The organism is Trinickia fusca, assembly GCF_003628145.1.
GTDB lineage: Bacteria > Pseudomonadota > Gammaproteobacteria > Burkholderiales > Burkholderiaceae > Trinickia > Trinickia fusca.
Genome location: NZ_RBZV01000002.1, coordinates 642,345 through 662,794, shown reverse-complemented (window position 1 = coordinate 662,794; position 20,450 = coordinate 642,345). Strand labels below are relative to the sequence as shown.

General features: G+C 65.8%; 23 protein-coding genes and 1 riboswitch. Of the genes, 13 read left to right on the top strand and 10 right to left on the bottom strand.

Annotated features, from left to right (window positions below; translation table 11 throughout):
- Positions 1 to 60: 60 nt before the first annotated feature.
- The 4 genes from tolA to ybgC form a co-directional block, all read right to left on the bottom strand.
- Positions 61 to 1,041 carry a cell envelope integrity protein TolA gene (gene tolA / locus D7S89_RS07750; protein ID WP_121277029.1) on the bottom strand — a complete coding sequence of 327 codons (981 nt, stop codon included), beginning with the start codon at positions 1,039 to 1,041 and terminating at the stop codon, positions 61 to 63.
- Positions 1,038 to 1,487, bottom strand: a complete 450-nt coding sequence (tolR, locus tag D7S89_RS07745; RefSeq protein ID WP_121277028.1) for a protein TolR — start codon at positions 1,485 to 1,487, stop codon at positions 1,038 to 1,040. The genes tolA and tolR overlap by 4 nt, the downstream gene beginning before the upstream one ends.
- 10 nt (positions 1,488 to 1,497) lie before the next feature.
- Positions 1,498 to 2,175 carry a protein TolQ gene (gene tolQ / locus D7S89_RS07740; protein ID WP_121277027.1) on the bottom strand — a complete coding sequence of 226 codons (678 nt, stop codon included), beginning with the start codon at positions 2,173 to 2,175 and terminating at the stop codon, positions 1,498 to 1,500.
- A gap of 154 nt (positions 2,176 to 2,329) precedes the next feature.
- Positions 2,330 to 2,803, bottom strand: coding sequence for a tol-pal system-associated acyl-CoA thioesterase (ybgC, locus tag D7S89_RS07735; RefSeq protein ID WP_121277026.1), 474 nt, complete (start codon positions 2,801 to 2,803; stop codon positions 2,330 to 2,332).
- A 216-nt stretch (positions 2,804 to 3,019) separates the two neighbouring features.
- Positions 3,020 to 3,119, top strand: a riboswitch (ZMP/ZTP riboswitch).
- A 160-nt stretch (positions 3,120 to 3,279) separates the two neighbouring features.
- Here ybgC and glyA point away from each other — a divergent pair.
- From glyA to D7S89_RS07695, 7 genes are all read left to right on the top strand, one after another.
- The gene (glyA, locus tag D7S89_RS07725) at positions 3,280 to 4,527 is read left to right on the top strand and encodes a serine hydroxymethyltransferase (protein ID WP_121277025.1); all 1,248 of its coding nucleotides are present in this window, start codon (positions 3,280 to 3,282) and stop codon (positions 4,525 to 4,527) included.
- Between the two features lie 3 nt (positions 4,528 to 4,530).
- On the top strand, positions 4,531 to 5,013 hold the full coding sequence (nrdR, locus tag D7S89_RS07720; RefSeq protein WP_121277024.1) for a transcriptional regulator NrdR: 483 nt from the start codon (positions 4,531 to 4,533) through the stop codon (positions 5,011 to 5,013).
- 157 nt (positions 5,014 to 5,170) lie between these two features.
- Positions 5,171 to 5,749, top strand: a complete 579-nt coding sequence (locus D7S89_RS07715) for a GspH/FimT family pseudopilin (protein WP_121277359.1) — start codon at positions 5,171 to 5,173, stop codon at positions 5,747 to 5,749.
- Entirely contained in the window at positions 5,746 to 6,189 is a 444-nt protein-coding gene (locus D7S89_RS07710) for a type IV pilus modification PilV family protein (protein WP_121277023.1), read from the top strand. The genes D7S89_RS07715 and D7S89_RS07710 overlap by 4 nt, the downstream gene beginning before the upstream one ends.
- Before the next feature lie 12 nt (positions 6,190 to 6,201).
- Entirely contained in the window at positions 6,202 to 7,038 is an 837-nt protein-coding gene (locus tag D7S89_RS07705) for a PilW family protein (RefSeq protein WP_121277358.1), read from the top strand.
- Positions 7,039 to 7,136: 98 nt separating this feature from the next.
- Complete coding sequence (locus D7S89_RS07700; RefSeq protein ID WP_245982752.1) at positions 7,137 to 7,610, top strand: pilus assembly PilX family protein; 474 nt, start codon at positions 7,137 to 7,139, stop codon at positions 7,608 to 7,610.
- Positions 7,607 to 8,068, top strand: coding sequence for a type IV pilin protein (locus D7S89_RS07695; protein ID WP_121277357.1), 462 nt, complete (start codon positions 7,607 to 7,609; stop codon positions 8,066 to 8,068). Before D7S89_RS07700 ends, D7S89_RS07695 begins: the two co-directional genes overlap by 4 nt.
- Positions 8,069 to 8,182: 114 nt before the next feature.
- Here the strand turns inward: D7S89_RS07695 and D7S89_RS07690 are convergent, their stop codons facing one another.
- The 4 genes from D7S89_RS07690 to D7S89_RS07675 all read right to left on the bottom strand — a co-directional run bounded on the left by D7S89_RS07690 (position 8,183) and on the right by D7S89_RS07675 (position 11,044).
- Complete coding sequence (locus D7S89_RS07690; protein ID WP_425470758.1) at positions 8,183 to 8,677, bottom strand: DUF3318 domain-containing protein; 495 nt, start codon at positions 8,675 to 8,677, stop codon at positions 8,183 to 8,185.
- Between the two features lie 59 nt (positions 8,678 to 8,736).
- The gene (locus D7S89_RS07685) at positions 8,737 to 9,129 is read right to left on the bottom strand and encodes a phage holin family protein (RefSeq protein WP_121277021.1); all 393 of its coding nucleotides are present in this window, start codon (positions 9,127 to 9,129) and stop codon (positions 8,737 to 8,739) included.
- A 170-nt stretch (positions 9,130 to 9,299) separates the two neighbouring features.
- The gene (locus D7S89_RS07680) at positions 9,300 to 9,602 is read right to left on the bottom strand and encodes an ElaB/YgaM/YqjD family protein (protein WP_121277020.1); all 303 of its coding nucleotides are present in this window, start codon (positions 9,600 to 9,602) and stop codon (positions 9,300 to 9,302) included.
- A gap of 251 nt (positions 9,603 to 9,853) precedes the next feature.
- Positions 9,854 to 11,044 (bottom strand): acyl-CoA dehydrogenase, encoded by a 1,191-nt coding sequence (locus tag D7S89_RS07675; protein WP_121277019.1) that lies wholly within the window; start codon positions 11,042 to 11,044, stop codon positions 9,854 to 9,856.
- Between the two features lie 91 nt (positions 11,045 to 11,135).
- Here D7S89_RS07675 and D7S89_RS07670 point away from each other — a divergent pair, with 91 nt between their 5' ends.
- Positions 11,136 to 11,963, top strand: a complete 828-nt coding sequence (locus D7S89_RS07670; protein WP_121277018.1) for an IclR family transcriptional regulator — start codon at positions 11,136 to 11,138, stop codon at positions 11,961 to 11,963.
- A gap of 44 nt (positions 11,964 to 12,007) precedes the next feature.
- Here the strand turns inward: D7S89_RS07670 and D7S89_RS07665 are convergent, their stop codons facing one another.
- Positions 12,008 to 13,207: an ATP-binding protein gene (locus D7S89_RS07665; RefSeq protein ID WP_121277017.1), complete on the bottom strand. Its 1,200-nt coding sequence runs from the start codon at positions 13,205 to 13,207 to the stop codon at positions 12,008 to 12,010.
- 172 nt (positions 13,208 to 13,379) lie between these two features.
- Positions 13,380 to 14,201 (bottom strand): EAL domain-containing protein, encoded by an 822-nt coding sequence (locus D7S89_RS07660; protein ID WP_121277016.1) that lies wholly within the window; start codon positions 14,199 to 14,201, stop codon positions 13,380 to 13,382.
- A 193-nt stretch (positions 14,202 to 14,394) separates the two neighbouring features.
- On the opposite strand from D7S89_RS07660, the gene D7S89_RS07655 reads away from it, so the two are divergent.
- Genes D7S89_RS07655 through fahA form a run of 5 tightly spaced genes read left to right on the top strand, consistent with a single transcriptional unit; the run spans position 14,395 to position 20,448 of the window.
- Entirely contained in the window at positions 14,395 to 16,113 is a 1,719-nt protein-coding gene (locus tag D7S89_RS07655; RefSeq protein ID WP_121277015.1) for an FAD-dependent oxidoreductase, read from the top strand.
- Positions 16,114 to 16,138: 25 nt separating this feature from the next.
- Positions 16,139 to 16,417: a DUF2783 domain-containing protein gene (locus D7S89_RS07650; protein ID WP_121277355.1), complete on the top strand. Its 279-nt coding sequence runs from the start codon at positions 16,139 to 16,141 to the stop codon at positions 16,415 to 16,417.
- 3 nt (positions 16,418 to 16,420) lie between these two features.
- Positions 16,421 to 17,797 (top strand): MFS transporter, encoded by a 1,377-nt coding sequence (locus tag D7S89_RS07645; RefSeq protein ID WP_121277014.1) that lies wholly within the window; start codon positions 16,421 to 16,423, stop codon positions 17,795 to 17,797.
- Between the two features lie 15 nt (positions 17,798 to 17,812).
- The gene (gene hmgA, locus D7S89_RS07640; protein WP_121277013.1) at positions 17,813 to 19,153 is read left to right on the top strand and encodes a homogentisate 1,2-dioxygenase; all 1,341 of its coding nucleotides are present in this window, start codon (positions 17,813 to 17,815) and stop codon (positions 19,151 to 19,153) included.
- The gene (fahA, locus tag D7S89_RS07635) at positions 19,150 to 20,448 is read left to right on the top strand and encodes a fumarylacetoacetase (protein ID WP_183085120.1); all 1,299 of its coding nucleotides are present in this window, start codon (positions 19,150 to 19,152) and stop codon (positions 20,446 to 20,448) included. Before hmgA ends, fahA begins: the two co-directional genes overlap by 4 nt.
- Positions 20,449 to 20,450: the final 2 nt, after the last annotated feature.

The following is a 20,450-nucleotide window of genomic DNA, read 5'->3' as shown; positions in this document are numbered from 1 at the left end:
GTGGGTACAACAGCAAAGAGACTAGCGACAGCAGGTTTCGTTCCTGTCATATGCACTTTATTACCCTGCCGATGGCCGGATCGTCACCTTGAACGAGGCGGGCGCACGGCCGTTGGTGTCGAGCGGCATCGGGTCCGAAGCCTGGACTGCGCGCAACGCCGCATCGTCCCACTGCGAATTGCCGCTGCCACGCTCGATCGTCGCCGAGAGCAGCGTGCCCGTAGGCGAGCAGCGCACGGCGACCACGGTTTCGAGGCCCTTGGTGTCGCCAGGCCATACGAGGTGCGAGCGCACGAGTCGGCGCACCTTGTCGGCGTAGCCCGGTGAGGTGGCCGTGCCGCCCGAGCCGCTGCCCGTGCCGCTCGTCGCAAGCCCGTTGCCGCTCGTGCTTTCGCCGGCCAGGCCTTGCAATTGCGCGAGGCGGGCGCGGCGCTCCTGATCGAGCTGCTGCTTTTGCTTGGCCTGCTGCTGCGCAAGCGCCTTGATCTTCGCGGCCTTGTCAGCCTCGGCCTTCTTTTGCGCGTCGAGCTGCTGTTGCTTCAATTGCTCCTGCTTGAGCTGCTCTTCCTTGAGCTTTTGTTGCTCGGCGAGCTGCTGCTGACGCAACTTTTCTGCTTGCGCCTGCTGCTGCTTGAGTTTTTCCGCCGCGGCCTCGCGTGCCAAGTCCTGCTGACGCTTGGCTTGCGCTTGTTGCTCGGCCAACAGCTTCTGACGCTGCTGCTCGGCCAGTTGTGCCTCGCGTGCGGCCTCTTGCTGCTGGCGCTTCTTCTCCTGCAGCGCGATGTCGGCTTCTTCCTGATTGACCGGCGGTGCGGGCGCGACCTGAACGGGCGGGGTGGGGGCGGGCGTCGGCGTGGGCTGTTCCGGCGTCTCGGTCCAAAGCTCCGCCTCGGCACCGGCTGGCGTGCTGTTTTGCCAGTGGATGCCGTGATAGAGGAACAGCCCGAGCAGCACGTGCATCAGCAGCGCGAACAGGAACGCGCGCGTCGTGCCTCGTTCACGAGGCGGCTGCAGCGGGTAGGTGGACTTCTGGCTCTTCATTGCGATTTGACGAGCAGACCCACGCGTTTGACGCCGCGCGCCTTCAGGTCGGACATGACGTTCATGACGGCGTCATACTGCACGGTCTTCTCGGCGGCGATCACGACCGGTTGATCGGGGTGCGACTGCTCGCGTTCGGTGACGAAGCCGTTCAGGTCGGCGCGCGTCATATCCAGTTGCTGCGTGGCGCCGGCGTCGTCCTTGTAGCGCACGCTCATCTTGCCGTCGGCGCGGATGTTGACGACGACGGGCGGCGTTTGCTGTTGCGGCGCGGCGCCGCCGACGGTGGGCAGATTCACGATCGCCGGGGCGACCAGTGGCGCCGTCACCATGAAGATCACGAGAAGCACCAGCATCACGTCGATATACGGCACGACGTTGATGTCGGCCATCGCGCGGCGCGAACGGCCGCCGCGCATGCTGGAACGGTTGGTGGAGCCGGCCATTGCGTACTCCTTAATGCGCCTGACGCTGCAAGATGTTCGAGAACTCTTCGATGAACGTCTCGAAGCGGATCGCTAGGCGATCGATGTCGTGCGCGTAGCGGTTGTACGCGACGACGGCGGGGATCGCGGCGAACAGGCCGATCGCGGTAGCCGTCAGCGCTTCGGCGATGCCGGGCGCGACGTTGGCGAGCGTTGCCTGTTGCACGTTGGCCAGGCCGCGGAACGCGTTCATGATCCCCCACACGGTGCCGAACAGACCGATATACGGGCTGACCGAGCCGACCGACGCCAGGAAGGCGAGATTCGCTTCGAGCACATCCATCTCGCGCTGGAACGCCGCGCGCATCGCGCGGCGTGCGCCGTCGAGGATCGCGCCGGCATCGGTGATGCGTTTTTCCTTGCCCTTGAGGAATTCGCGCATGCCCGATTCGAAGATGCGCTCCAGTGCGCCGATCGTGTGGCGGTTGTTCGCCGCGCTTTGGTAGAGCGCTTGCAGATCGCCGCCCGACCAGAAGTCGCGCTCGAATCGTTCAGTTTGCGCTCGCGCGCGCCGGATCGCAAACCACTTGCGGAAGATGAACGTCCAGGACATCAACGACAGCAACAGCAGCAGCGCCATGACTGCCTGGGCGAGGACGCTCGCGTTCAGAACCAGGGTGATGATCGACAGATCTTGTGCGTTGTTCATAAGGGTTTTGCTTTGACGTCCGAATGGACGGGCCCCGCTGCAAGGCGCAGCGAACGTTTCAGTCGGGGACTTGAAAGCAGTCGCGGCCTCTTGCCGTGCGCGGCTGGGGATCGATCGGGACGATACAAGTTCATGGACCTAGACTCAACGGGATTTATGCGTTTGCCGTTGACATATCCGGGTGCACGGGACCGCGCTCGAGCGCGGTGGCGACGGTCGCAGGCAGCGCGGCCGGTTTGAGCGCAGTGCGCTCGACACAGGCGACGCGGATGTCCCCCGTCGCGAGCAGGACATCGCCGCGCCAGGCCTGCTGGGCAAAATCGACGCTGGCACGCCCTAGCTTCTCGATTCGACTGACGATTGTCAGCTGATCGTCGAGACGCGCGGGGGCGCGGTAATCGACTGCCGTGTGACGCACGACGAACATGATGCCGGTCTCGTCCGCCAGGCGGCACTGATCGATGCCGCAGGCGCGCAGCCATTCGGTACGCGCGCGCTCGAAGTACTTCAGGTAGTTCGCGTAGAAGACGATGCCGCCCGCATCGGTATCTTCGTAATACACGCGGATCGGCCAAGTGAAGCCCGATTCGGCCTCGGGACGGCTGGTGGTCATATCCATGCCGCGCATTCTACCGGAACGCGAGCCAGCATCCCGAAATCAGGTCGGTCGATCGTGCTGGGCGGTGGTGACGGCGGCGAGTTGGGCCGGCAGTCGTTACCGATATCGGCTGGCCGGCGTGCGGCTCTGCTTTCAATGTCATTTCAATATTCGAGTGCGCGGGGCCTGGCGTGGGCTCGCGAACCGCAATTGCCTATTGATTGCGCTTCCAATACACTAACGCGCTCATCCCTGCGTGACTGGCGATAAGATCCCTCGGGGTCAAGGTGGAGCGACCCACCGTGAAGCGCAGGGTGCCGTTTTGCCGTTCGCCTGGGCAGCCGATATTGCGCGCCGTCGTTTGTGCCGCAAGCGGTTGTTCCTGCCCGCGTAACGGACTTCACCCGCCACGTCAGGGCTGGCACTGCCGCCAGCAGCGCAAGCGTCCGATCGCTACGTGATCCGCGCACGATCCGGCCAACCTGTACACCCTTAACGGAATCCGTATGTTTGACAGAGCCCAAAGCACCATCGCCACGGTCGACACCGAAGTCTGGAACGCGATCCAACAGGAAAACCGCCGTCAGGAAGAGCACATCGAGCTGATCGCGTCGGAAAACTACACGAGCCCCGCCGTCATGGCCGCTCAGGGCTCGCAACTGACGAACAAGTACGCAGAGGGTTATCCCGGCAAACGCTATTACGGCGGCTGTGAATACGTCGACATCGTCGAGCAGCTGGCGATCGACCGCGTGAAGGCTCTGTTCGGCGCCGAAGCCGCTAACGTGCAGCCGAACTCGGGCTCGCAGGCCAACCAGGGCGTGTTCTTCGCCATGCTCAAGCCCGGCGATACGATCATGGGCATGAGCCTCGCACACGGCGGGCACCTGACGCACGGCTCGCCCGTGAACATGTCGGGCAAGTGGTTCAACGTCGTCAGCTACGGCCTGAACGAAGGCGAAGACATCGACTACGATGCGGCCGAGAAGCTCGCGCAAGAACACAAGCCCAAGCTCATCGTGGCTGGCGCGTCGGCATTCTCGCTGCGCATCGACTTCGAGCGTCTCTCGAAGATCGCGAAGTCGGTCGGCGCGTACCTGATGGTCGACATGGCTCACTACGCAGGCTTGATCGCGGCTGGCGTCTATCCGAACCCGGTGCCGCACGCTGATTTCGTGACGACCACGACGCACAAGAGCCTGCGCGGCCCGCGCGGCGGCGTGATCCTCATGAAGGCCGAGTACGAGAAGCAGATCAACTCGGCGATCTTCCCGGGCATCCAGGGTGGTCCGCTCATGCACGTGATCGCGGCCAAGGCCGTGGCGTTCAAGGAAGCGCTGGCGCCGGAATTCAAGGAGTATCAGCAGCGCGTCGTCGAGAATGCGCGCGTGCTGGCCGAGACGCTCGTCAAGCGTGGCCTGCGCATCGTGTCGGGCCGCACCGAAAGCCACGTGATGCTCGTCGACCTGCGTGCGAAGAACATCACCGGTAAGGCTGCCGAAGCGGTACTCGGCGCAGCGCATATCACCGTCAACAAGAACGCGATCCCGAATGATCCGGAGAAGCCGTTCGTGACCAGCGGTATCCGCCTGGGCTCGCCGGCGATGACGACGCGCGGCTTCGGCCCGCAGGAAGCGGAGCTGGTCGGCAACCTGATCGCCGACGTGCTCGAGAACCCGGAAGATGCGGCCACGATCGAGCGCGTGCGCGCGCAAGTGGCGGATCTGACGAAGCGCTTCCCCGTTTATCGTTAATCCATGCGCTGCCCTTTCTGCCGGCACGAAGATACGCAGGTCGTGGACTCGCGCGTATCGGAGGACGGTGCGGCGATTCGCCGCCGGCGTCGCTGCCCGGCCTGTGACAAACGTTTCACGACGTATGAGCGGGTCGAGCTGATGTTGCCGGCGGTCGTCAAGAAAGACGGCAGCCGTACGGAATTCGACCGCCGCAAGATCGTCGCGAGCATGCAACTGGCGCTCAGAAAGCGCCCGGTTGCGGCAGACGCGATCGACGCGGCGGTCGCCCGCATCGAATATCAGTTGCTCGGCAGCGGCGAGCGTGAGGTGCGTAGCGAGCGGCTCGGTGAACTCGTGATGAACGAGTTGCGTCAGCTCGATACGATTGCCTACGTGCGTTTCGCTTCCGTCTATCGGCGCTTCGAAGACGTGTCCGAATTCGAGGACGTGATCGAGGAGTTTCGCCGCGCGGCGCCTGCCAAGTCCTCTTCGCGCAAGCGCTGATTTTTCCCTCCGCTGCATCGCTTTCCCCGCTCGCCATTGATGTGACGCGCCATTGTTGCGTGTGACGGCACGCGCGCGCCACTATGCCGAACGGCAGATGGCGGCGACGTTTTGCGCTCGTTACATTGCTCGCATTCGATCGACGAGGATGTTCGGAATGCGAAGCAAACATGCGCTATCCAAGGAAAGTTACACACGGCGTAGGCGATGCGGTGGGTTCACGCTCGCCGAACTGCTCGTCGTAACGACACTGATCGCATTGATGGCGGTCGCGGCATCGCCTTCGTTCCTGGCCTGGCAAACGCGCGATCGCGTGGACGCGAGCGCGCGTGCTCTGGTTGCCAGTCTGGCGTATGCAAAGAGCGAGGCGATGCGGCGGGGTACGCGCGTCGTCGTTTGCCGGCTCGATGCCGCAGAGCGTTGCGCGGCGCGCGCGGCTCGCGACCGCGGCGGCGTCGAGTGGACAGCGGGCTGGGCAGTCGTCGCCGATGTGGGAGGTCTGGCCACCATACTGCGCAGGTATTTGCCCGAAGGCCCCGTACTGGTGAAGAGCAGCGCAGCCGAAGTGGGCTTCACGCCGCCCGTGGGCCAGGTGATCGGTGGCTTTCGTCGCTTCGAGATTTCGTCGCGATCGGCATCTATGCAGGGGCGTAGGCCCGATTCGTCGCGCTGCGTGTATATCGCGGCCGGCGGCCGTGCGCGATTCGTCGACGGCAGTTGCGGGAGCGACGCGTGAGGCATGGAGCGATTCGTTCGGCGCCGGGCAGCTCGCTGCTCGAAGTGCTCATCGCGCTCGCGTTGTTGGCCGTGACGATGCTCGGGGCATTGGCTGGCCAATGGTGGGCGTCCGGTGGTGAGCGACTGGCGGGGCAACGGGCGCATGCCGTCGCGATTGCCGCGTCGGTGGCGGAGGCGATGCATGGGCCAGTGGCGCCGGCGCTCGCGCGTTGGCAAGCACGCGCCGCGGCGAGCTTGCCCAATGCCGACGTATTCGTCAGCGACGAGGCACAGGGCATATCCCAAGCGATCGTCCGTTGGGCCATGCCGCGTTCGAGCGAAGGCAACGAGGCGATGGTCGGCCAGCCTGCGGGGCTCGCTTGCCCGCACTCGGCAATGCGTTCTGGCCACGCTTGTGTGGCGGTGCCTTTCGTCCCGCCCGCTCCGTTGGAGCGCTAGCCGGTGATTGCCATGCATGCACGTCGCTACACCTTCCATCCGCTCGATAGGGACAAGGGCAGGGGCAACAGCGCGGACTCTGGCCACACGCTGCTCGAATTGATGATCGCGCTGGCCTTGAGTCTGCTCGTCATCGCCGGTGCGCTGCGCCTCTACCAGGCGCAGCGCGAGGCGTTCGCCCGAACTGCCGACGCGCAATCGATGCGCGATGCCGGCGCGACGGCTTTGACGCTGCTCGCGCAGCACATTCAAATGGCGGGCTTCGTGCCGCCCGATTGGTCGCTCCCGCGTTCATACATCGAGCCGGTAATCTTCGGCTGTTCGAATATGGGTTCTACGGACCGAGCATCCGCTGTCCGCTGCGCAGCGCTCGCGCAGCATTCCGATGCGATCACTGTGCGATACGTCGGCGACACCGTGTCGACATGGCCCAGTGCCGCGGGCGAAGTGACTGATTGCCTCGGGCAACGCGTTGGCAACGCGGGTGAGCCTGCCGTCATCGTCAATCGATTCTTCGTCGATCGACCGCGTGCAGGGGGCGAGTGGCAGCTCTATTGCGAAGGCAATGGCAAGGTACGCGGCAAGCAGCCCGTTGTCGCGGGGATAGAGCGTCTGGCGATCGGCTACTGGTTGCGTGGCGAACAGATGCCGTTGCGCGCTCACGAGATCGCCGCCGATCGTTGGGAGCAGGTTATCGCGGTCGACGTTTGCGTTGTAGTGCGCGGGGCTTGGTCGACACAGCCCACCCGCTATACCGATTGCGATGGCGCGCGCTTGCCCAATGTCGACCGACATACACGCGAGACATTTTCTCGACACGTCGTCGTGCGCAACAGCGAGGCGATATGACGATGAGCTGTAGCGGAGGCGGGTGGCATTCGAGGTGTGTCGGTAGCTGCAGTGGCTGCACGTACGCATTGCACGGCAGGCGTCGCGCGATGCATGGTATGGCGTTACCGGTCGTATTGGCGCTCGTCGCGATGATGCTCGTGATTTCCGCGGCATCGTTCGAGCTTGCGACGATCGATGGGCGGCGCGCGTCCAACGTCGAGGACCATCTGTTCGCCACCCAAGCAGCCAATGCCGCGTTGGTGCGATGTGCCGATGCGCTCGAGTCGGGCGGCCTCGTTCCGATCTTGCCGGCTGTGGCGGGCGAGCCGACCGGCTGGCGACGTTCGTCGGCGTTCGACGGCCCGCATGCATTCGCGCCGTTGCCGTCGTGGCTTGGTGCGCGCCGCCCGCCGCTGTGCCTGATCGAACCGTGGCGGCTTGCGCGCCGGCCACTGGCGCAAGCCTATCTGTTGACGGCCAGAGGCTTCGGTGCACGAGAGGCCACCGAAGTCTGGCTGCAGCTTGCCATCGTGGTCGAGGCGGGGCGCGAGCAACGTCATTGGCGCCGCGTAGCGGCGAGGCCGTCATGAGCGGCCGTGTGTCGTGTCGATGTCACCGATGTCGCCGATGCGATCACGGGTTGTCGATGCTCGAGCTTATCGTCGCGCTCGCGATCGTGGCCGTGCTGACTGCGTACGCGATACCGTCGCTCGTGGGACAGGTGGCGCGCGGTCATCGTGCCGATGCGGTCATTGCGCTTCATCGCGCGGCACGGTTCATCGAAGCGTATGGCGGCAATGAGCGCGGCATAGCGGCCTTGCCGAGCGGTCTCGATCAAGCGCCGGCCGACGGCGCGGCGGTCTACCTGTTGCGCGTATTGCCGGCGGATCGGAATAACGGTGGCTACGCGATCGAAGCCGTTCCGGTGGAGTCGGGGCCGATGCGCGATGACCGCTGCGGTATCTATGCACTCGATGCATCGGGCAAACGCACGAATCGCATGGGGCAGGGTGTGGCGCGTGCCGGAGATTGCTGGCTGGCGCGTTAGCGCTGGCGCGAGATGCGGAAATGCGGGGACGCGATGAGTCAGGAAACGTACTGCCGTGGCCAGCGTGGTTCGATAGACCGGATAGATCCGATTACGAACCCAAGCCGCATGGATTCACGACGCCGTCGACTCCGATGTCGTGCCTGTGTCGGCCTTGGCATCGGCATCGGCGCCGGTCTCACCGTGGTCGCGGTGCGCGAACTGTCTCCAGAGGCGATAGGCGGCGAAGCCCGCCGCGCCCAGCGCGCCCCATTTCAGCAGCGGCTTCGCGCCGGCTCTCAGCGCGGCACGCAGCGGTTTGCCGAGGATCATCGAAGCGAGCGAGCTTGCCAACGGATGGTTGGCGACCCACTCGCTGAGGCTCGTATTGATGCCCTTGCCGGAACCCTTCGCTTTGCGGGCCACGAAGCCCGGAACCAGCAGCTTGAGCCAGCCGAAGCTCGTGAACGTCTTGCTCAGCTCGGTACGCGCCTTGATGAATTCCGCGCGCTCGACGTCGGCGCGCAGCAGCAGCAACTCCTTGCGAACGGCGCGCAGCTGAGGCGTGCTCATCTCCTTGACGGGGGAGCGGCGGCGGCCGTTCGCACGATGCGATGTCGGTTGGCTCATAGGAGGGTCGGTGCTCGTCGATTCAAAGCGATTCAAAGGGCGTGTGCGCGAGGTGCGCATCACCGCTCGCGAAACATATCGCGATCTTTTTCCAGCTCGTTCAGCGTCGCCTCGAACACGATCGGGGCGTCACGCAGGCCGCTTCGCGCGCGCAGGGCGCAGATGACGGCCCCGATTGCATAGACGATCGTGATGCCGGCAAGCACTTGCCAGCGATAGGTGTCCCAGAACGCGGCGGCAATCAGGGCTGTCAGGCTGATCAGCGCCATCATCCCGAGCATGACGGCGACGATGCCCAGGAACAGCACCGCGACGATCCGTTCGCGCTCCTCCGCAAGCTCGATGCCGAGCAGCTCGAGCCGCGTTTGCATCAACGCGAAGAGAGAGCCGGCCATGCGGCGCAGCGGCCCGTGGGCGTGCGAGTCATGTGGCGATTGGGTGTCGTTGGGCATGGGATGGACGAAGAGCGTGCGTAACGGGGGAGAGGGCGGAGCACAGGGCACGACGTGCGCGGCGGCGCGGGTCCTCCCGCCGCGCATGCGTCACGCATTGGCCGGCTGCGGGCCAATGCCGGCGGCGAAAAGCCGGTGCGAAGCCAGCTTCCCGCGGAGCGCGAGTGTCGTTACTTGCGGTTGATCAGAAGACCGACGAGCACGCCGACGCCGGCGGCAATGCCGATCGCGGTCCACGGATGTTCATGGACGTAATCGTCGGTTGCGCGCACCGCCTTCTTGCCTTTTTCGACCACGACGACCTGGACGTCCGCCGCCTTTTCCTTCGCTTGCTTGAGCCGGCTCAGCGCCGTTTCGCGCAGTTCCGAAGCACGTTCGCCGGTCGCGCTTGCGGCCTGCTTCAAGAGATCCTCGGCATCGGCGAGGACGGTTCGGATATCGGACATCAATCTCTCCTTGTTGACTTCTGACATTAGAGCCCCCTAGTTTCGTCTATTCGCGCATCGTACCAAAGATGGAGCGGCTCGCGAGCATGCGCGTTGCCTTACCGTCCGCGCATGAAACGTTCCAGGGCGGTAGGCAAGGTCCGTGCCGCATGCCGATGCGACGAAAGTCGAGTTGCGTCCAGCGAACAGAAGTGTGGCTCGGATCGAGTGAAATTACAAAGGTCGGGCTGCTCGCGACGCGCGTCGTTGACGCCGGCGCGCGTACGCGGCAAGCCGTGTCAGAAGAACGCCTGGATGCCCGTTTGCGCGCGTCCGAGAATCAGCGCATGGATGTCGTGCGTGCCTTCGTACGTGTTGACCACTTCGAGATTGACGAGATGGCGCGCGACGCCGAACTCGTCGGAGATGCCGTTGCCGCCCAACATATCGCGGGCAAGCCGGGCGATGTCGAGCGCCTTGCCGCACGAGTTGCGTTTCATGATCGAGGTGATTTCCGTCGCGGCCGTGCCTTCGTCCTTCATGCGGCCCAGGCGCAGCACGCCTTGCAGGCCCAGTGTGATTTCGGTCTGCATGTCGGCGAGCTTCTTCTGGATCAGCTGATTGGCCGCGAGCGGCCGGCCGAACTGCTTGCGGTCGAGCACATACTGGCGTGCCGTATGCCAGCAGGATTCCGCCGCACCGAGCGCGCCCCAGGCGATGCCGTAACGTGCCGAGTTCAGACACGTGAACGGGCCGCGCAGCCCGCCGACGTTCGGCAGCATGTTCTCGTGCGGGACGAACACGTCGTCGAGCACGATCTCGCCCGTAATCGATGCGCGCAGGCCGACCTTGCCGTGAATGGCAGGCGCGCTCAAGCCCTTCCAGCCCTTCTCGAGGATGAAGCCGCGGATGGTGTCCTTGCCGTCTTCTTCGAGCTTGGCCCAGACCACGAACACGTCGGCAATCGGCGAGTTCGTAATCCACATCTTCGCGCCCGACAGCGCATAGCCGCCGTCGACCTTGCGTGCCCGCGTGACCATGCTGCCCGGGTCCGAGCCGTGGTTCGGCTCCGTGAGCCCGAAGCAGCCGATCCATTCGCCGCTCGCGAGCTTGGGCAGGTACTTGGCCTTTTGATCGTCCGAACCGAATTCGAAGATCGGCACCATCACGAGGGACGACTGCACCGACATCATCGACCGGTAGCCCGAATCGACGCGCTCGATTTCGCGCGCGATGAGCCCGTAGCTGACGTAGCTCAGACCGGGGCCGCCGTACTGTTCAGGGATCGTGGGGCCGAGCAGGCCGACTTCGCCCATCTCGCGAAAGATCGCCACGTCGGTGCGCTCGTGGCGGAACGCTTCGGTCACGCGCGGCAGCAGCTTGTCTTGCGCGTAGGCATGCGCGGCGTCGCGCACCATGCGTTCGTCTTCGGTCAGCTGCTGGTTCAGCAGCAGCGGATCGTCCCAGTGGAACCGGGCAGCGTCGGCCATCGTCTTCTCCTGATCAATGCTTGACTTGAGTTCCGCTATGCGGAACACTGTTTTGCAAACCGCACCTGAGTGTAGCACCTCGCCACCGACGATGTCCGCCTCCTTTCCGCCTGGCACCGCCGACCTGCCGCTGTCGGCATCGGCGCTCGACGCAGCCGTCGACGAACGCAAGTTCGTCGTCGCGCTCGCGCGCGGACTCGAGCTGCTACGGGCCTTCCGGCCCGGCGAGACGATGCTCGGCAATCGCGATTTCGTGGCCCGTACCGGCTTGCCGAAGGCGACCGTCAATCGGCTCGCCTATACGCTGACGGTGCTCGGCTATCTGCGCTTTGACGAGGCGCTCGGCAAGTACGCGCTCGACGCTGGCGTGCTCTCGCTCGGTTTTGCGCTGCTCGCGGGCACCGACACGCTCGAGCTCGCGCGCCCCCACATGCGCGCGTTGGCGCACGAGATCGGGGCGGCCGTGTCGCTGGGCTGTCGCGACGGGCTCGATATGGTCTACCTGGAGACGATCCGCAGCGAGACGGCCCTGACACTGGGCCTCGCGCCAGGGTCGCGGCTGTCGATGCTGACGAGTTCAATGGGGCGAGCCTATCTGGCCGTGCTGCCCGAGCCTGAACGAGCCGCACTGTTGGCCGAGTTGAAGCAAACGGCGGGCAAGGGCGGGCGCGCGGTGGCATGGGTGGCGGCCGCATTGCGCGAGATCGCCGCATTCGAGCGCGATGGCGCGTGTTTTTCGTTTCGGGATTGGCATGCGGACGTGAATGCGGTCGCCGTGCCGTTTCGCGATCCCCGCGATGGACGATGGCTCGTGCTCAGTTGCAGCGGGCCGGCGTCGTCGATGGGCGAGGGGGTGTTCCGCGAGCGCATCGCGCCGCGCCTCAGAGCGCTGGCACGCCGGTTCGGCCAGGCTCGTTAGCGGAGGCGGCGGGGCGCAGATTCGCACCCGCCACGCGGGGGGCTTCAGGCTTCGTCGTGTTTCCAGGCCTGGCCAGGCATGATGCGCTTCATGTACCTGTCGAACAGCGGCACGGTGAAGGCGGTGTCGCCGTGCGTAGGGCTCCAGATCATGCCCTTGGCGATGAGGTTCGCGCGCGTCGGGCCCAGCGACTGCACGGGCCGGCCGAGTTGCTCGGCGATGTCGCCGGAGCGATGCGGCCCCGGTCCCAGCTCGGCCATGGCCCGCAGATATTTCTTCTCCGACGGGGTGAGCCGGTCGAAGCGCACCCCGAAGAAATTCTCGTCGAGCGCGGCAACGGCCTCGCGCGAGGCATTCGTCACGTCGGCCGCCGTGATCGGGCTGGCCGGTGCCATGTCCCACGCATGCTTGCCCCATTCCTGAAGGAAGTAGGGATAGCCCTCCGTCTGCGCGATGATCGTGTCGACGGCTTGCGGCTCGATGTCGGCACCTTCGCTGTGCGCCGGCTTCACGAGCGCGTCGCGTGCGTCGGCTTGCGCGAGCGGCCCCAACGCGGGAAAGTCGAAGAGCCGCTCGGCGTACGACTTCGCTTCGCCCATGCGGCCGCGCAGCTGCGGCAGGCCCGCACCGATCATGGCGACCGGCACTTGCAGTTGGGCGCAGCGGTGCAGTGCCGAGATCAACGCAGCCATTTGCGGTTCGGGCACATATTGCAGTTCGTCGATGAAGATCGCGAGCACGGTGCCCGCGCTACGCGCGGCCTGTCCGGCCTGCTCCAGCAGTGCCGAGAGGTCGCTCTCCAGGTCGCCGTTGTCGGCGAGGCCTGGCTCGGGCTCGTAGTCGAGTCCGACTTCGATGTCGCGGTAGGCCACCTTGAGCTTGCCCGCGAAGCCGGCCAACGCGCGCAGGCCCCGGATGGCGAGGTCTTTCGCGCTATCAACGCGCGAGAGCCGCAGTAGCGCAAGCCGTAGCTGCGGCGCCAGCAGCGCCGGCAGCGAGCGGTGCTCGGGCGCCTCCATACGGATGGTCTGGATGCCGGCCGCTTCGGCGTCGCGCCGCATCTGATCGAGCAGCACGGTCTTGCCGACGCCGCGCAGGCCGATCATCAGCACACTCTTGGCCGGCCGACCGTGGCGCAGGCGTTCGACGCAGACGCGGACTTGTTCTCGCAGCGCGTCGCGCCCGGCCAGCTCGGGCGGCGGGCTGCCGGCACCCGGTGCATAGGGGTTGCGGATCGGGTCCATTGAATTTGAGGGAAGTTAGCGAGTTTATGTTAAGTATATAAAATTACTAACTTTGGTCAAATCGGCATAGGCAACCGCGCAATCGCGGCGCGTACGACATACGGCCCGACCTTGCATCAAGCCGGCCGGAAAACGGCCAACCAGCGGCCAACCAGCGGGCCGGCCCTATGTTTCAGCGTGTGCTCGCGTGCCGCTCGAACAGCGGTCCCTGGACGAACCGGGCACCGTACTGCTGCAACGCGTCGAACTGCGTTTCAGTGGCGACGCGGTCGAAGATCAGTGGGATGCGCAGCCGGTTCGCGTAGCTCATCAGCGGCTTGGCCATCGCGTCGCGTAGCACGGCCGCACCGTCGATCTTCAGAAAGTCGAGCCGCGCCATGTCCGAGACCGACATGATGTGCCCCGCGTTCGGCAGATTGCCCGCCACCTTGAACCCGTGGCGCTGATAGCTCTGCGTCAGATAGCCAAGGAACGTGCGATGTGCGACGGCCGCGCTCGGCAGTTCGATGACCACGCGGGCCGGATTGAGGCCGAACGACACCAGCACGGACGAGAAGTGCTGCCCGTGGTCGTATTTCACGCTCTTGAGCAGCCGCTCGTGTACGCGCAGAAACAGCAGGCCGTGACGTTGCGCGCCGAAAAAGTTGATCGCGTGCAGCGTGCGCGCCAAGCGATCGAGCGCGACGAGCTCGCGATCGTCTTCCACCGTGTCGAACGGATCGAACGGCGCGCCGTCGGCGCGCAGCGTCAGTGCCTGAAAGCCCAGCTCATCCCCGAAGCGGTCGGCGCTGTCGGGCGCAGACCACAGTGTCTGCATGCCGTTCATGCTGACATCGAAAATCGGCTGGTAGGCGCTTTCGAGCCGTATGTCGCGAAAGTGCGCGTACGCGGCCGCCCCGGGCACGTCATGCTCGAGATCGAGCGACAGGTGCTCGCACAGGAAAGGGTGGTCGGCGGCGTGCGCGAGCAGCGCGGAAATAGTTGGAGGGATCATGGGGACAAATGGGGCGCAATCCTTATGGTAGCAGGCTGCGCGGTGTCGACGATCGACCGAATACTTATATCGATATTGACGGTCTCCGCTCCATCAGGGTTTACGTTGATTTAACGATGCGTAATCCGTTTTACTATTCGTAAATCCCGTGCCGCCGCACGGGGTGTGCGCCGCTGCGCCCGAATCGTCAATCATGGACACCGATTATCAAACACTCACGTTCGATTACCGCCCGAGCATGGACCGTCTTGCTCGCGAGCCGGTGCGCCATCCGGTCGTGGTGATCGGTGCCGGGCCAGTCGGCTTGGCCTGTGCCGTCGACCTGGCCCAGCGCGGCGTGCCAGTGGTGCTGCTCGACGACGATTGCACGCTGGCGAGCGGCTCGCGTGCCATCTGCTTTGCCAAGCGCACGCTCGAGATCCTCGACCGGCTCGGCTGTGGCGAGCGCGTCGCGGGCAAGGGCGTCAGATGGAACGTCGGGCGCGTATTCTTCAAGAACGAACGGGTTTACTCGTTCGACCTGCTACCGGAGGCCGGGCACGAGCGGCCCGCGTTCGTGAACCTGCAGCAGTACTACGTCGAGGGCTATCTGGCCGAACGCGCGGCCGAGCTCGCCAATCTCGACATGCGCTGGAAGCACAAGGTGATCGCGATCGAGCCGCAGGCCGATGCGGTCCGCGTGCGCGTCGAGACGCCGGATGGCGAGTACGCGCTCGAAGCCCAATACCTGGTGGCCGCCGACGGCGCAAGAAGTGCCGTGCGTGCGCTCATGCATCTCGACGCGCACGGGCGCACGTTCAAGGATCGCTTCCTGATCGCCGACGTGAGGATGACGGCCGACTTTCCGGCCGAGCGCTGGTTCTGGTTCGATCCGCCGTTTCATCCGCATCAGTCGGTGCTGCTGCATCGCCAGCCCGATAACCTGTGGCGCATCGATTTTCAGCTCGGCTGGGATGCCGACCCCGTGCTCGAGAAGGAGCCCGAGCGCGTGAACGCACGCGTGCGCGCGCTGCTCGGCGCCGATGCGCAGTTCGAGCTCGTGTGGGTCAGTGTCTACACGTTCCGCTGCGAACGGCTCGATTCGTTTCGGCACGGCCGCGTGCTGTTCGCGGGTGACGCGGCGCACGGCGTTTCGCCGTTCGGTGCACGTGGCGCGAACGGCGGCGTGCAGGATGCCGACAACCTGGCCTGGAAGCTTGCATTCGTGCTGCAAGGTCAGGCGCCGGACCGGCTGCTGGACAGCTACGCGAGCGAGCGCGAATTCGCGGCCGACGAGAACATTCGCCACTCCACGCGTTCGACCGATTTCATCACGCCCAAGAGCGATGTCTCGCGCCAGTTCCGCGATGCGACGCTCGCGCTCGCGAAGGATTGCGCGTTCGCGCGCAAGCTCGTCAATAGCGGCCGGCTGTCGGTGCCCGCGGTGCTCGGCGCATCGCCGCTCAATACGCCCGATCGGCCTGGCGACGCGTTTGTCGGCGCAATGGTGCCCGGCGCGCCGGCGCTCGATGCGCCCGTGCGAGAGGACGACGAGCCGGCGTGGCTGCTCAGGCGCCTCGGTCAGACGTTTACGGGTGTGCTCTTTTGCGCTGACGCCAGCGAGCTCACGTCGACGCTCGTGCAGCAGCTGGCGGCGCTCTATGCGCAACCGGTGCCGGTGCGAACGGTCGTCGTCACGGAAAAGGGCGGGGCGGGCGTTGCCGATGGGTTGACCGCGGCGCGGGCAGGTACACCCGGCGTGGCCGGAATCGAGCTCGTGCAAGACAGCGACGGTCATGCGTTCGCGCGCTACGACGCGCGGCCCGGCACGTTCTATCTGCTGCGCCCCGATCAACACGTCTGTGCGCGCTGGCGCGCGTTCGACGCCGGCGCCGTGCGCGCGGCACTAGACCGCGCGATCGGCGCGGCTTGATGGGCGAGCCCGAGGAGACATGACGATGACCGCACCCCGTACGCCAGCGCACCTGCTCACCGAGCCGCGCCTCGCCGACCCCGACGCGTTCTACGAAGCGCTGATCGACATGCACCGCGACCTGTCGGCCGAAGCGAGCGAGCTCGTGAACGCCAAGCTGATCCTGCTGCTCGCCAATCACATCGGCGATGCCGATGTGCTGCACGAAGCGTTCGCGCTTGCGCGCCAAGACGTCGAGCCAGCCAGCGCGCCGTCTCCTCAAGATTCCCCCGCAGTTGAGAACAAGACCCATCAGGAGACCTGAGCGATGAATCCACAGCCGGCGAAGACCAACGTCGTAGAAGTCGAACGCGTGCTCGGCGAGACGCACCATCCCGCCTTCCACTTCATGCTGCTCGCGCTGATGGGGCTGTGCCTCGTCATCGATGGCTTCGACGCGCAGGCGATGGGTTACGTCGCGCCGAGCGTGATTGCCGAATGGCATGTGCCGAAAGCGGCGCTCGGCCCCGTGTTCAGCGCGAGCCTCGTCGGCATGCTGCTCGGTGCGCTGGGGCTGTCGGTGCTGGCCGACCGCATCGGTCGCCGGCCCGTGCTGATCGGCGCGACGCTGGCCTTCGCGCTGACGATGCTCGCCACGCCGCTCGTCTCGACGATCCCCGCGCTGATGGCCGTGCGCTTCGTCACGGGGCTCGGGCTCGGCTGCATCATGCCGAACGCGATGGCGCTCGTCGGCGAATTTTCGCCGCACGCGCATCGCGTCAAACGCATGATGCTCGTGTCGTGCGGCTTCACGGTCGGCGCGGCGCTGGGCGGCTTCGTCAGCGCGGCGCTGATCCCGACGTACGGCTGGCGCGCCGTGTTCTACGTCGGCGGCGTCGTACCGCTCGTCCTCGGCATCGCGATGCTCGTACTGCTGCCCGAATCGCTGCAATTTCTCGTCGTGAAAGGGCGCATCGAGCGCGCCAAGGCGTGGCTGGCCAAGTTCGATCCGACGCGCCCCTTCGATCGCGATACGCGCCTTGCCGTGCGCGAGCACAACGAGGCCGGCGCGCCCGTGGCCGAGCTGTTTCGCGCCGGCCGCACGGGTGTGACGCTGCTGCTGTGGGCGATCAGCTTCATGAACCTCATCGATCTGTACTTCCTGTCGAACTGGCTGCCGACCGTCATGCGCGACGCCGGCTACGCGAGCAGCACGGCTGTCCTCGTCGGCACGATGCTGCAAGCGGGCGGTGTCGTCGGCACGGTGCTGCTCGGTTCGCTCATCGAGCGCTTCGGTTTCGTGCGCGTGCTGCTCGTGTCGTTCGCGTGTGCGGCGGTGTTCGTCGGCGCGATCGGGAGCGTCGCGCATGCGCTGCCGTGGCTGCTCGTAGCCGTGTTCGCGGCCGGCTTTTGCGTCGTCGGCGGGCAGCCCGCCGTCAACGCGCTCGCGGGGCATTACTACCCGACCACGCTGCGCTCCACCGGCATCGGCTGGAGCCTCGGCATCGGCCGCATCGGCTCGGTGCTCGGGCCGCTCGTGGGCGGGCAACTGATCGCACTCAATTGGTCCAACGCCGCGCTGTTTCAGGCGGCGGCCGTGCCCGTGCTGTGCTCGGCGCTGTTCGTGGTCGGCCTGGCCGGCGCTACGCGCGCCACGCCAGGCGAACCCGGCCGCCGTGCCACGCGCGCCGCTCAATCGTCATAACGGAGAACCATCACCATGCAGGACACCTCTCGCCGCGACGTGGAACCCGGCTATCTGTCGGGCTTCGCGAACGAATTCGCCACCGAGGCGCTGCCGGGCGCGTTGCCCGTCGGCCGCAACTCGCCGCAGCGTGCGCCTTACGGGCTGTACGCCGAGCAGATCTCGGGCACCGCGTTCACGGCGCCGCGCTCGCACAATCGCCGCAGCTGGCTCTACCGCATCCGCCCAGCCGCTGTGCACAAGCCGTTCGAACGGCTCGCGCCGCGCGCGGGCGAGCCCTCGTCGCGTCTCGTCGCGAACTTCGGCGACGTGCCGCCGACGCCGCCGAACCAATTGCGCTGGGATCCGCTGCCGATGCCGGGCACGCCGACCGATTTCGTCGACGGTCTCGTCACGATGGCCGGCAACGGGTCGGCCGAATCGATGTCGGGCTGCGCGATCCATCTGTATGCGGCCAACCGTTCGATGGACGATCGCTTCTTCTACAACTCTGACGGCGAGCTGCTGATCGTGCCGCAGCAGGGGCGCCTCGAGATCGCGACCGAAATGGGCCGGCTCGACGTTGCGCCGTATGAGATCGCCGTGATTCCGCGCGGCGTGCGCTTTGCCGTGCAGCTGCCCGACGGCGAGGCGCGCGGCTACGTCTGCGAGAACTTCGGCGCGCTGCTGCGGCTGCCGGACCTCGGGCCGATCGGCTCGAACGGGCTCGCGAACCCGCGTGACTTCCTCACGCCGCAGGCGGCCTACGAGGACCGCGAAGGCGCGTTCGAGCTCGTCACGAAGCTCAATGGCGTGCTGTGGCGCGCCGACATCGGCCATTCGCCGCTCGACGTGGTGGCCTGGCACGGCAACTACGCGCCGTACAAGTACGATCTGCGGCACTTCAATACCATCGGCTCGATCAGCTACGACCATCCCGATCCGTCGATCTTCCTCGTGCTGCAATCGCCGAGCGATACGCCGGGCGTCGACACGATCGACTTCGTGATCTTCCCGCCGCGCTGGCTCGCGGCCGAGGACACGTTCCGTCCGCCCTGGTTCCATCGCAACGTGGCGAGCGAGTTCATGGGGCTCGTGCACGGCGTCTACGACGCGAAGGCCGAGGGCTTCGTGCCGGGCGGCGCGAGCCTGCACAACTGCATGTCAGGCCACGGCCCCGATGCCGGCACGTTCGAGAAGGCATCGGCGAGCGATACGACGAAGCCGCACAAGGTGGCCGACACGATGGCGTTCATGTTCGAGACGCGCACGCTGCTGCGTCCGACGCGCTTTGCGCTCGAGAGCGGCCAGCTGCAGGCCAACTATTTCGAGTGCTGGCAAGGGCTCGCCAAACATTTCAACCCGGAGCGCCCATGAACGCGGATCTTCAGGCGACGCTGAGCGCGTCGAAAAAAAGCTGGCTCGCTAGCGCCAACGAGGCGACGTGCGATTTTCCGATTCAGAACCTGCCGTTCGGCATCTTCAGCGACACGCGCAACAGCGCGCGGCGCGTCGGCGTGGCGATCGGCGATGTGATCGTCGATCTGGCCGCGCTGCAGGCGGCCGGCCAGCTGACATTGCCGGAGGGCAGCGGCGACGTATTCGCGCAGCCCGTGCTCAATCCGTTCATTGCGCTCGGGCGCGAGACGTGGCGCAGCGTGCGCATCGCCCTGAGCACGCTGCTCGACGCGAACTGCGCGCTACTTCGCGATGCCCCGGCGCTGCGCGCGCGCGTGCTCGTGCCGCAAGCCGATGCGACGCTGCATCTGCCGCTCGATATCCCCGGCTATACGGACTTCTACTCGTCGAAGGAGCATGCGACGAACGTCGGCACGATGTTCCGCGATCCGAAGAACGCGCTGCTGCCGAATTGGCTCGAGATCCCGATCGGCTACAACGGGCGCGCGTCGTCGGTCGTCGTCTCCGGCACGCCGGTGCGTCGTCCGATGGGGCAGCTGAAGCTGCCCGACAACGAGCGGCCGATTTTCGGCGCGTGCCGCAAGCTCGACATCGAGCTCGAGACGGGCTTCGTTGTCGGACGCGGTAATGCGCTCGGCGAACCGATTTCGTGTGCTGAGGCCGAGGACCACATCTTCGGCATGGTGCTGCTCAACGACTGGAGCGCGCGCGACTTCCAGCAGTGGGAATACGTGCCGCTCGGGCCGTTCAATGCGAAGACGTTCGCGACGACGATCTCGCCGTGGATCGTCACACTCGATGCGCTGGAGCCGTTCCGCGTCGCGCAGCCGCAGCAGGAGCCCGAACCGCTGGCGTACCTGCGCCATGAGGGTCAGCACGGGTTCGACATCGCGCTCGAGGTCCAGCTGCGGCCGGGCGGCGCGCCGCAGGCGACGACCATCGCACGCACGAACTTCAAGCACATGTACTGGACGATGGCGCAGCAGCTCGCGCATCACACGGTATCGGGCTGCAATACGCGCGTCGGCGATCTGATGGGCTCGGGCACGATCAGCGGGCCGACGCCCGACTCGCTCGGCAGCCTGCTCGAGCTGACCTGGAACGGCGCGCGTCCGCTCGAACTGGCAAGCGGCGGCACGCGGACGTTCATCGAGGACGGCGACGAGCTCACGCTCGCGGGCTGGTGTCAGGGCGACGGCTACCGTGTCGGCTTCGGCACTTGCGTCGGCACGATCCTGCCCGCGCGTAGCTGAGT

Coding starts and splice junctions, on each gene's coding strand:
- D7S89_RS07705 (WP_121277358.1), top strand. CDS start 6,202: ATGCATGCACGTCGCTACACCTTCCATCCGCTCGATAGGGACAAGGGC.
- D7S89_RS07655 (WP_121277015.1), top strand. CDS start 14,395: ATGGACACCGATTATCAAACACTCACGTTCGATTACCGCCCGAGCATG.
- nrdR (WP_121277024.1), top strand. CDS start 4,531: ATGCGCTGCCCTTTCTGCCGGCACGAAGATACGCAGGTCGTGGACTCG.
- glyA (WP_121277025.1), top strand. CDS start 3,280: ATGTTTGACAGAGCCCAAAGCACCATCGCCACGGTCGACACCGAAGTC.
- D7S89_RS07695 (WP_121277357.1), top strand. CDS start 7,607: ATGAGCGGCCGTGTGTCGTGTCGATGTCACCGATGTCGCCGATGCGAT.
- D7S89_RS07650 (WP_121277355.1), top strand. CDS start 16,139: ATGACCGCACCCCGTACGCCAGCGCACCTGCTCACCGAGCCGCGCCTC.
- D7S89_RS07700 (WP_245982752.1), top strand. CDS start 7,137: ATGGCGTTACCGGTCGTATTGGCGCTCGTCGCGATGATGCTCGTGATT.
- D7S89_RS07670 (WP_121277018.1), top strand. CDS start 11,136: ATGTCCGCCTCCTTTCCGCCTGGCACCGCCGACCTGCCGCTGTCGGCA.
- fahA (WP_183085120.1), top strand. CDS start 19,150: ATGAACGCGGATCTTCAGGCGACGCTGAGCGCGTCGAAAAAAAGCTGG.
- D7S89_RS07645 (WP_121277014.1), top strand. CDS start 16,421: ATGAATCCACAGCCGGCGAAGACCAACGTCGTAGAAGTCGAACGCGTG.
- D7S89_RS07660 (WP_121277016.1), bottom strand. CDS start 14,201: ATGATCCCTCCAACTATTTCCGCGCTGCTCGCGCACGCCGCCGACCAC.
- D7S89_RS07675 (WP_121277019.1), bottom strand. CDS start 11,044: ATGGCCGACGCTGCCCGGTTCCACTGGGACGATCCGCTGCTGCTGAAC.
- D7S89_RS07685 (WP_121277021.1), bottom strand. CDS start 9,129: ATGCCCAACGACACCCAATCGCCACATGACTCGCACGCCCACGGGCCG.
- hmgA (WP_121277013.1), top strand. CDS start 17,813: ATGCAGGACACCTCTCGCCGCGACGTGGAACCCGGCTATCTGTCGGGC.
- D7S89_RS07680 (WP_121277020.1), bottom strand. CDS start 9,602: ATGTCAGAAGTCAACAAGGAGAGATTGATGTCCGATATCCGAACCGTC.
- D7S89_RS07665 (WP_121277017.1), bottom strand. CDS start 13,207: ATGGACCCGATCCGCAACCCCTATGCACCGGGTGCCGGCAGCCCGCCG.
- tolQ (WP_121277027.1), bottom strand. CDS start 2,175: ATGAACAACGCACAAGATCTGTCGATCATCACCCTGGTTCTGAACGCG.
- D7S89_RS07715 (WP_121277359.1), top strand. CDS start 5,171: ATGCGAAGCAAACATGCGCTATCCAAGGAAAGTTACACACGGCGTAGG.
- ybgC (WP_121277026.1), bottom strand. CDS start 2,803: ATGCGCGGCATGGATATGACCACCAGCCGTCCCGAGGCCGAATCGGGC.
- tolA (WP_121277029.1), bottom strand. CDS start 1,041: ATGAAGAGCCAGAAGTCCACCTACCCGCTGCAGCCGCCTCGTGAACGA.
- tolR (WP_121277028.1), bottom strand. CDS start 1,487: ATGGCCGGCTCCACCAACCGTTCCAGCATGCGCGGCGGCCGTTCGCGC.
- D7S89_RS07690 (WP_425470758.1), bottom strand. CDS start 8,677: ATGAGCCAACCGACATCGCATCGTGCGAACGGCCGCCGCCGCTCCCCC.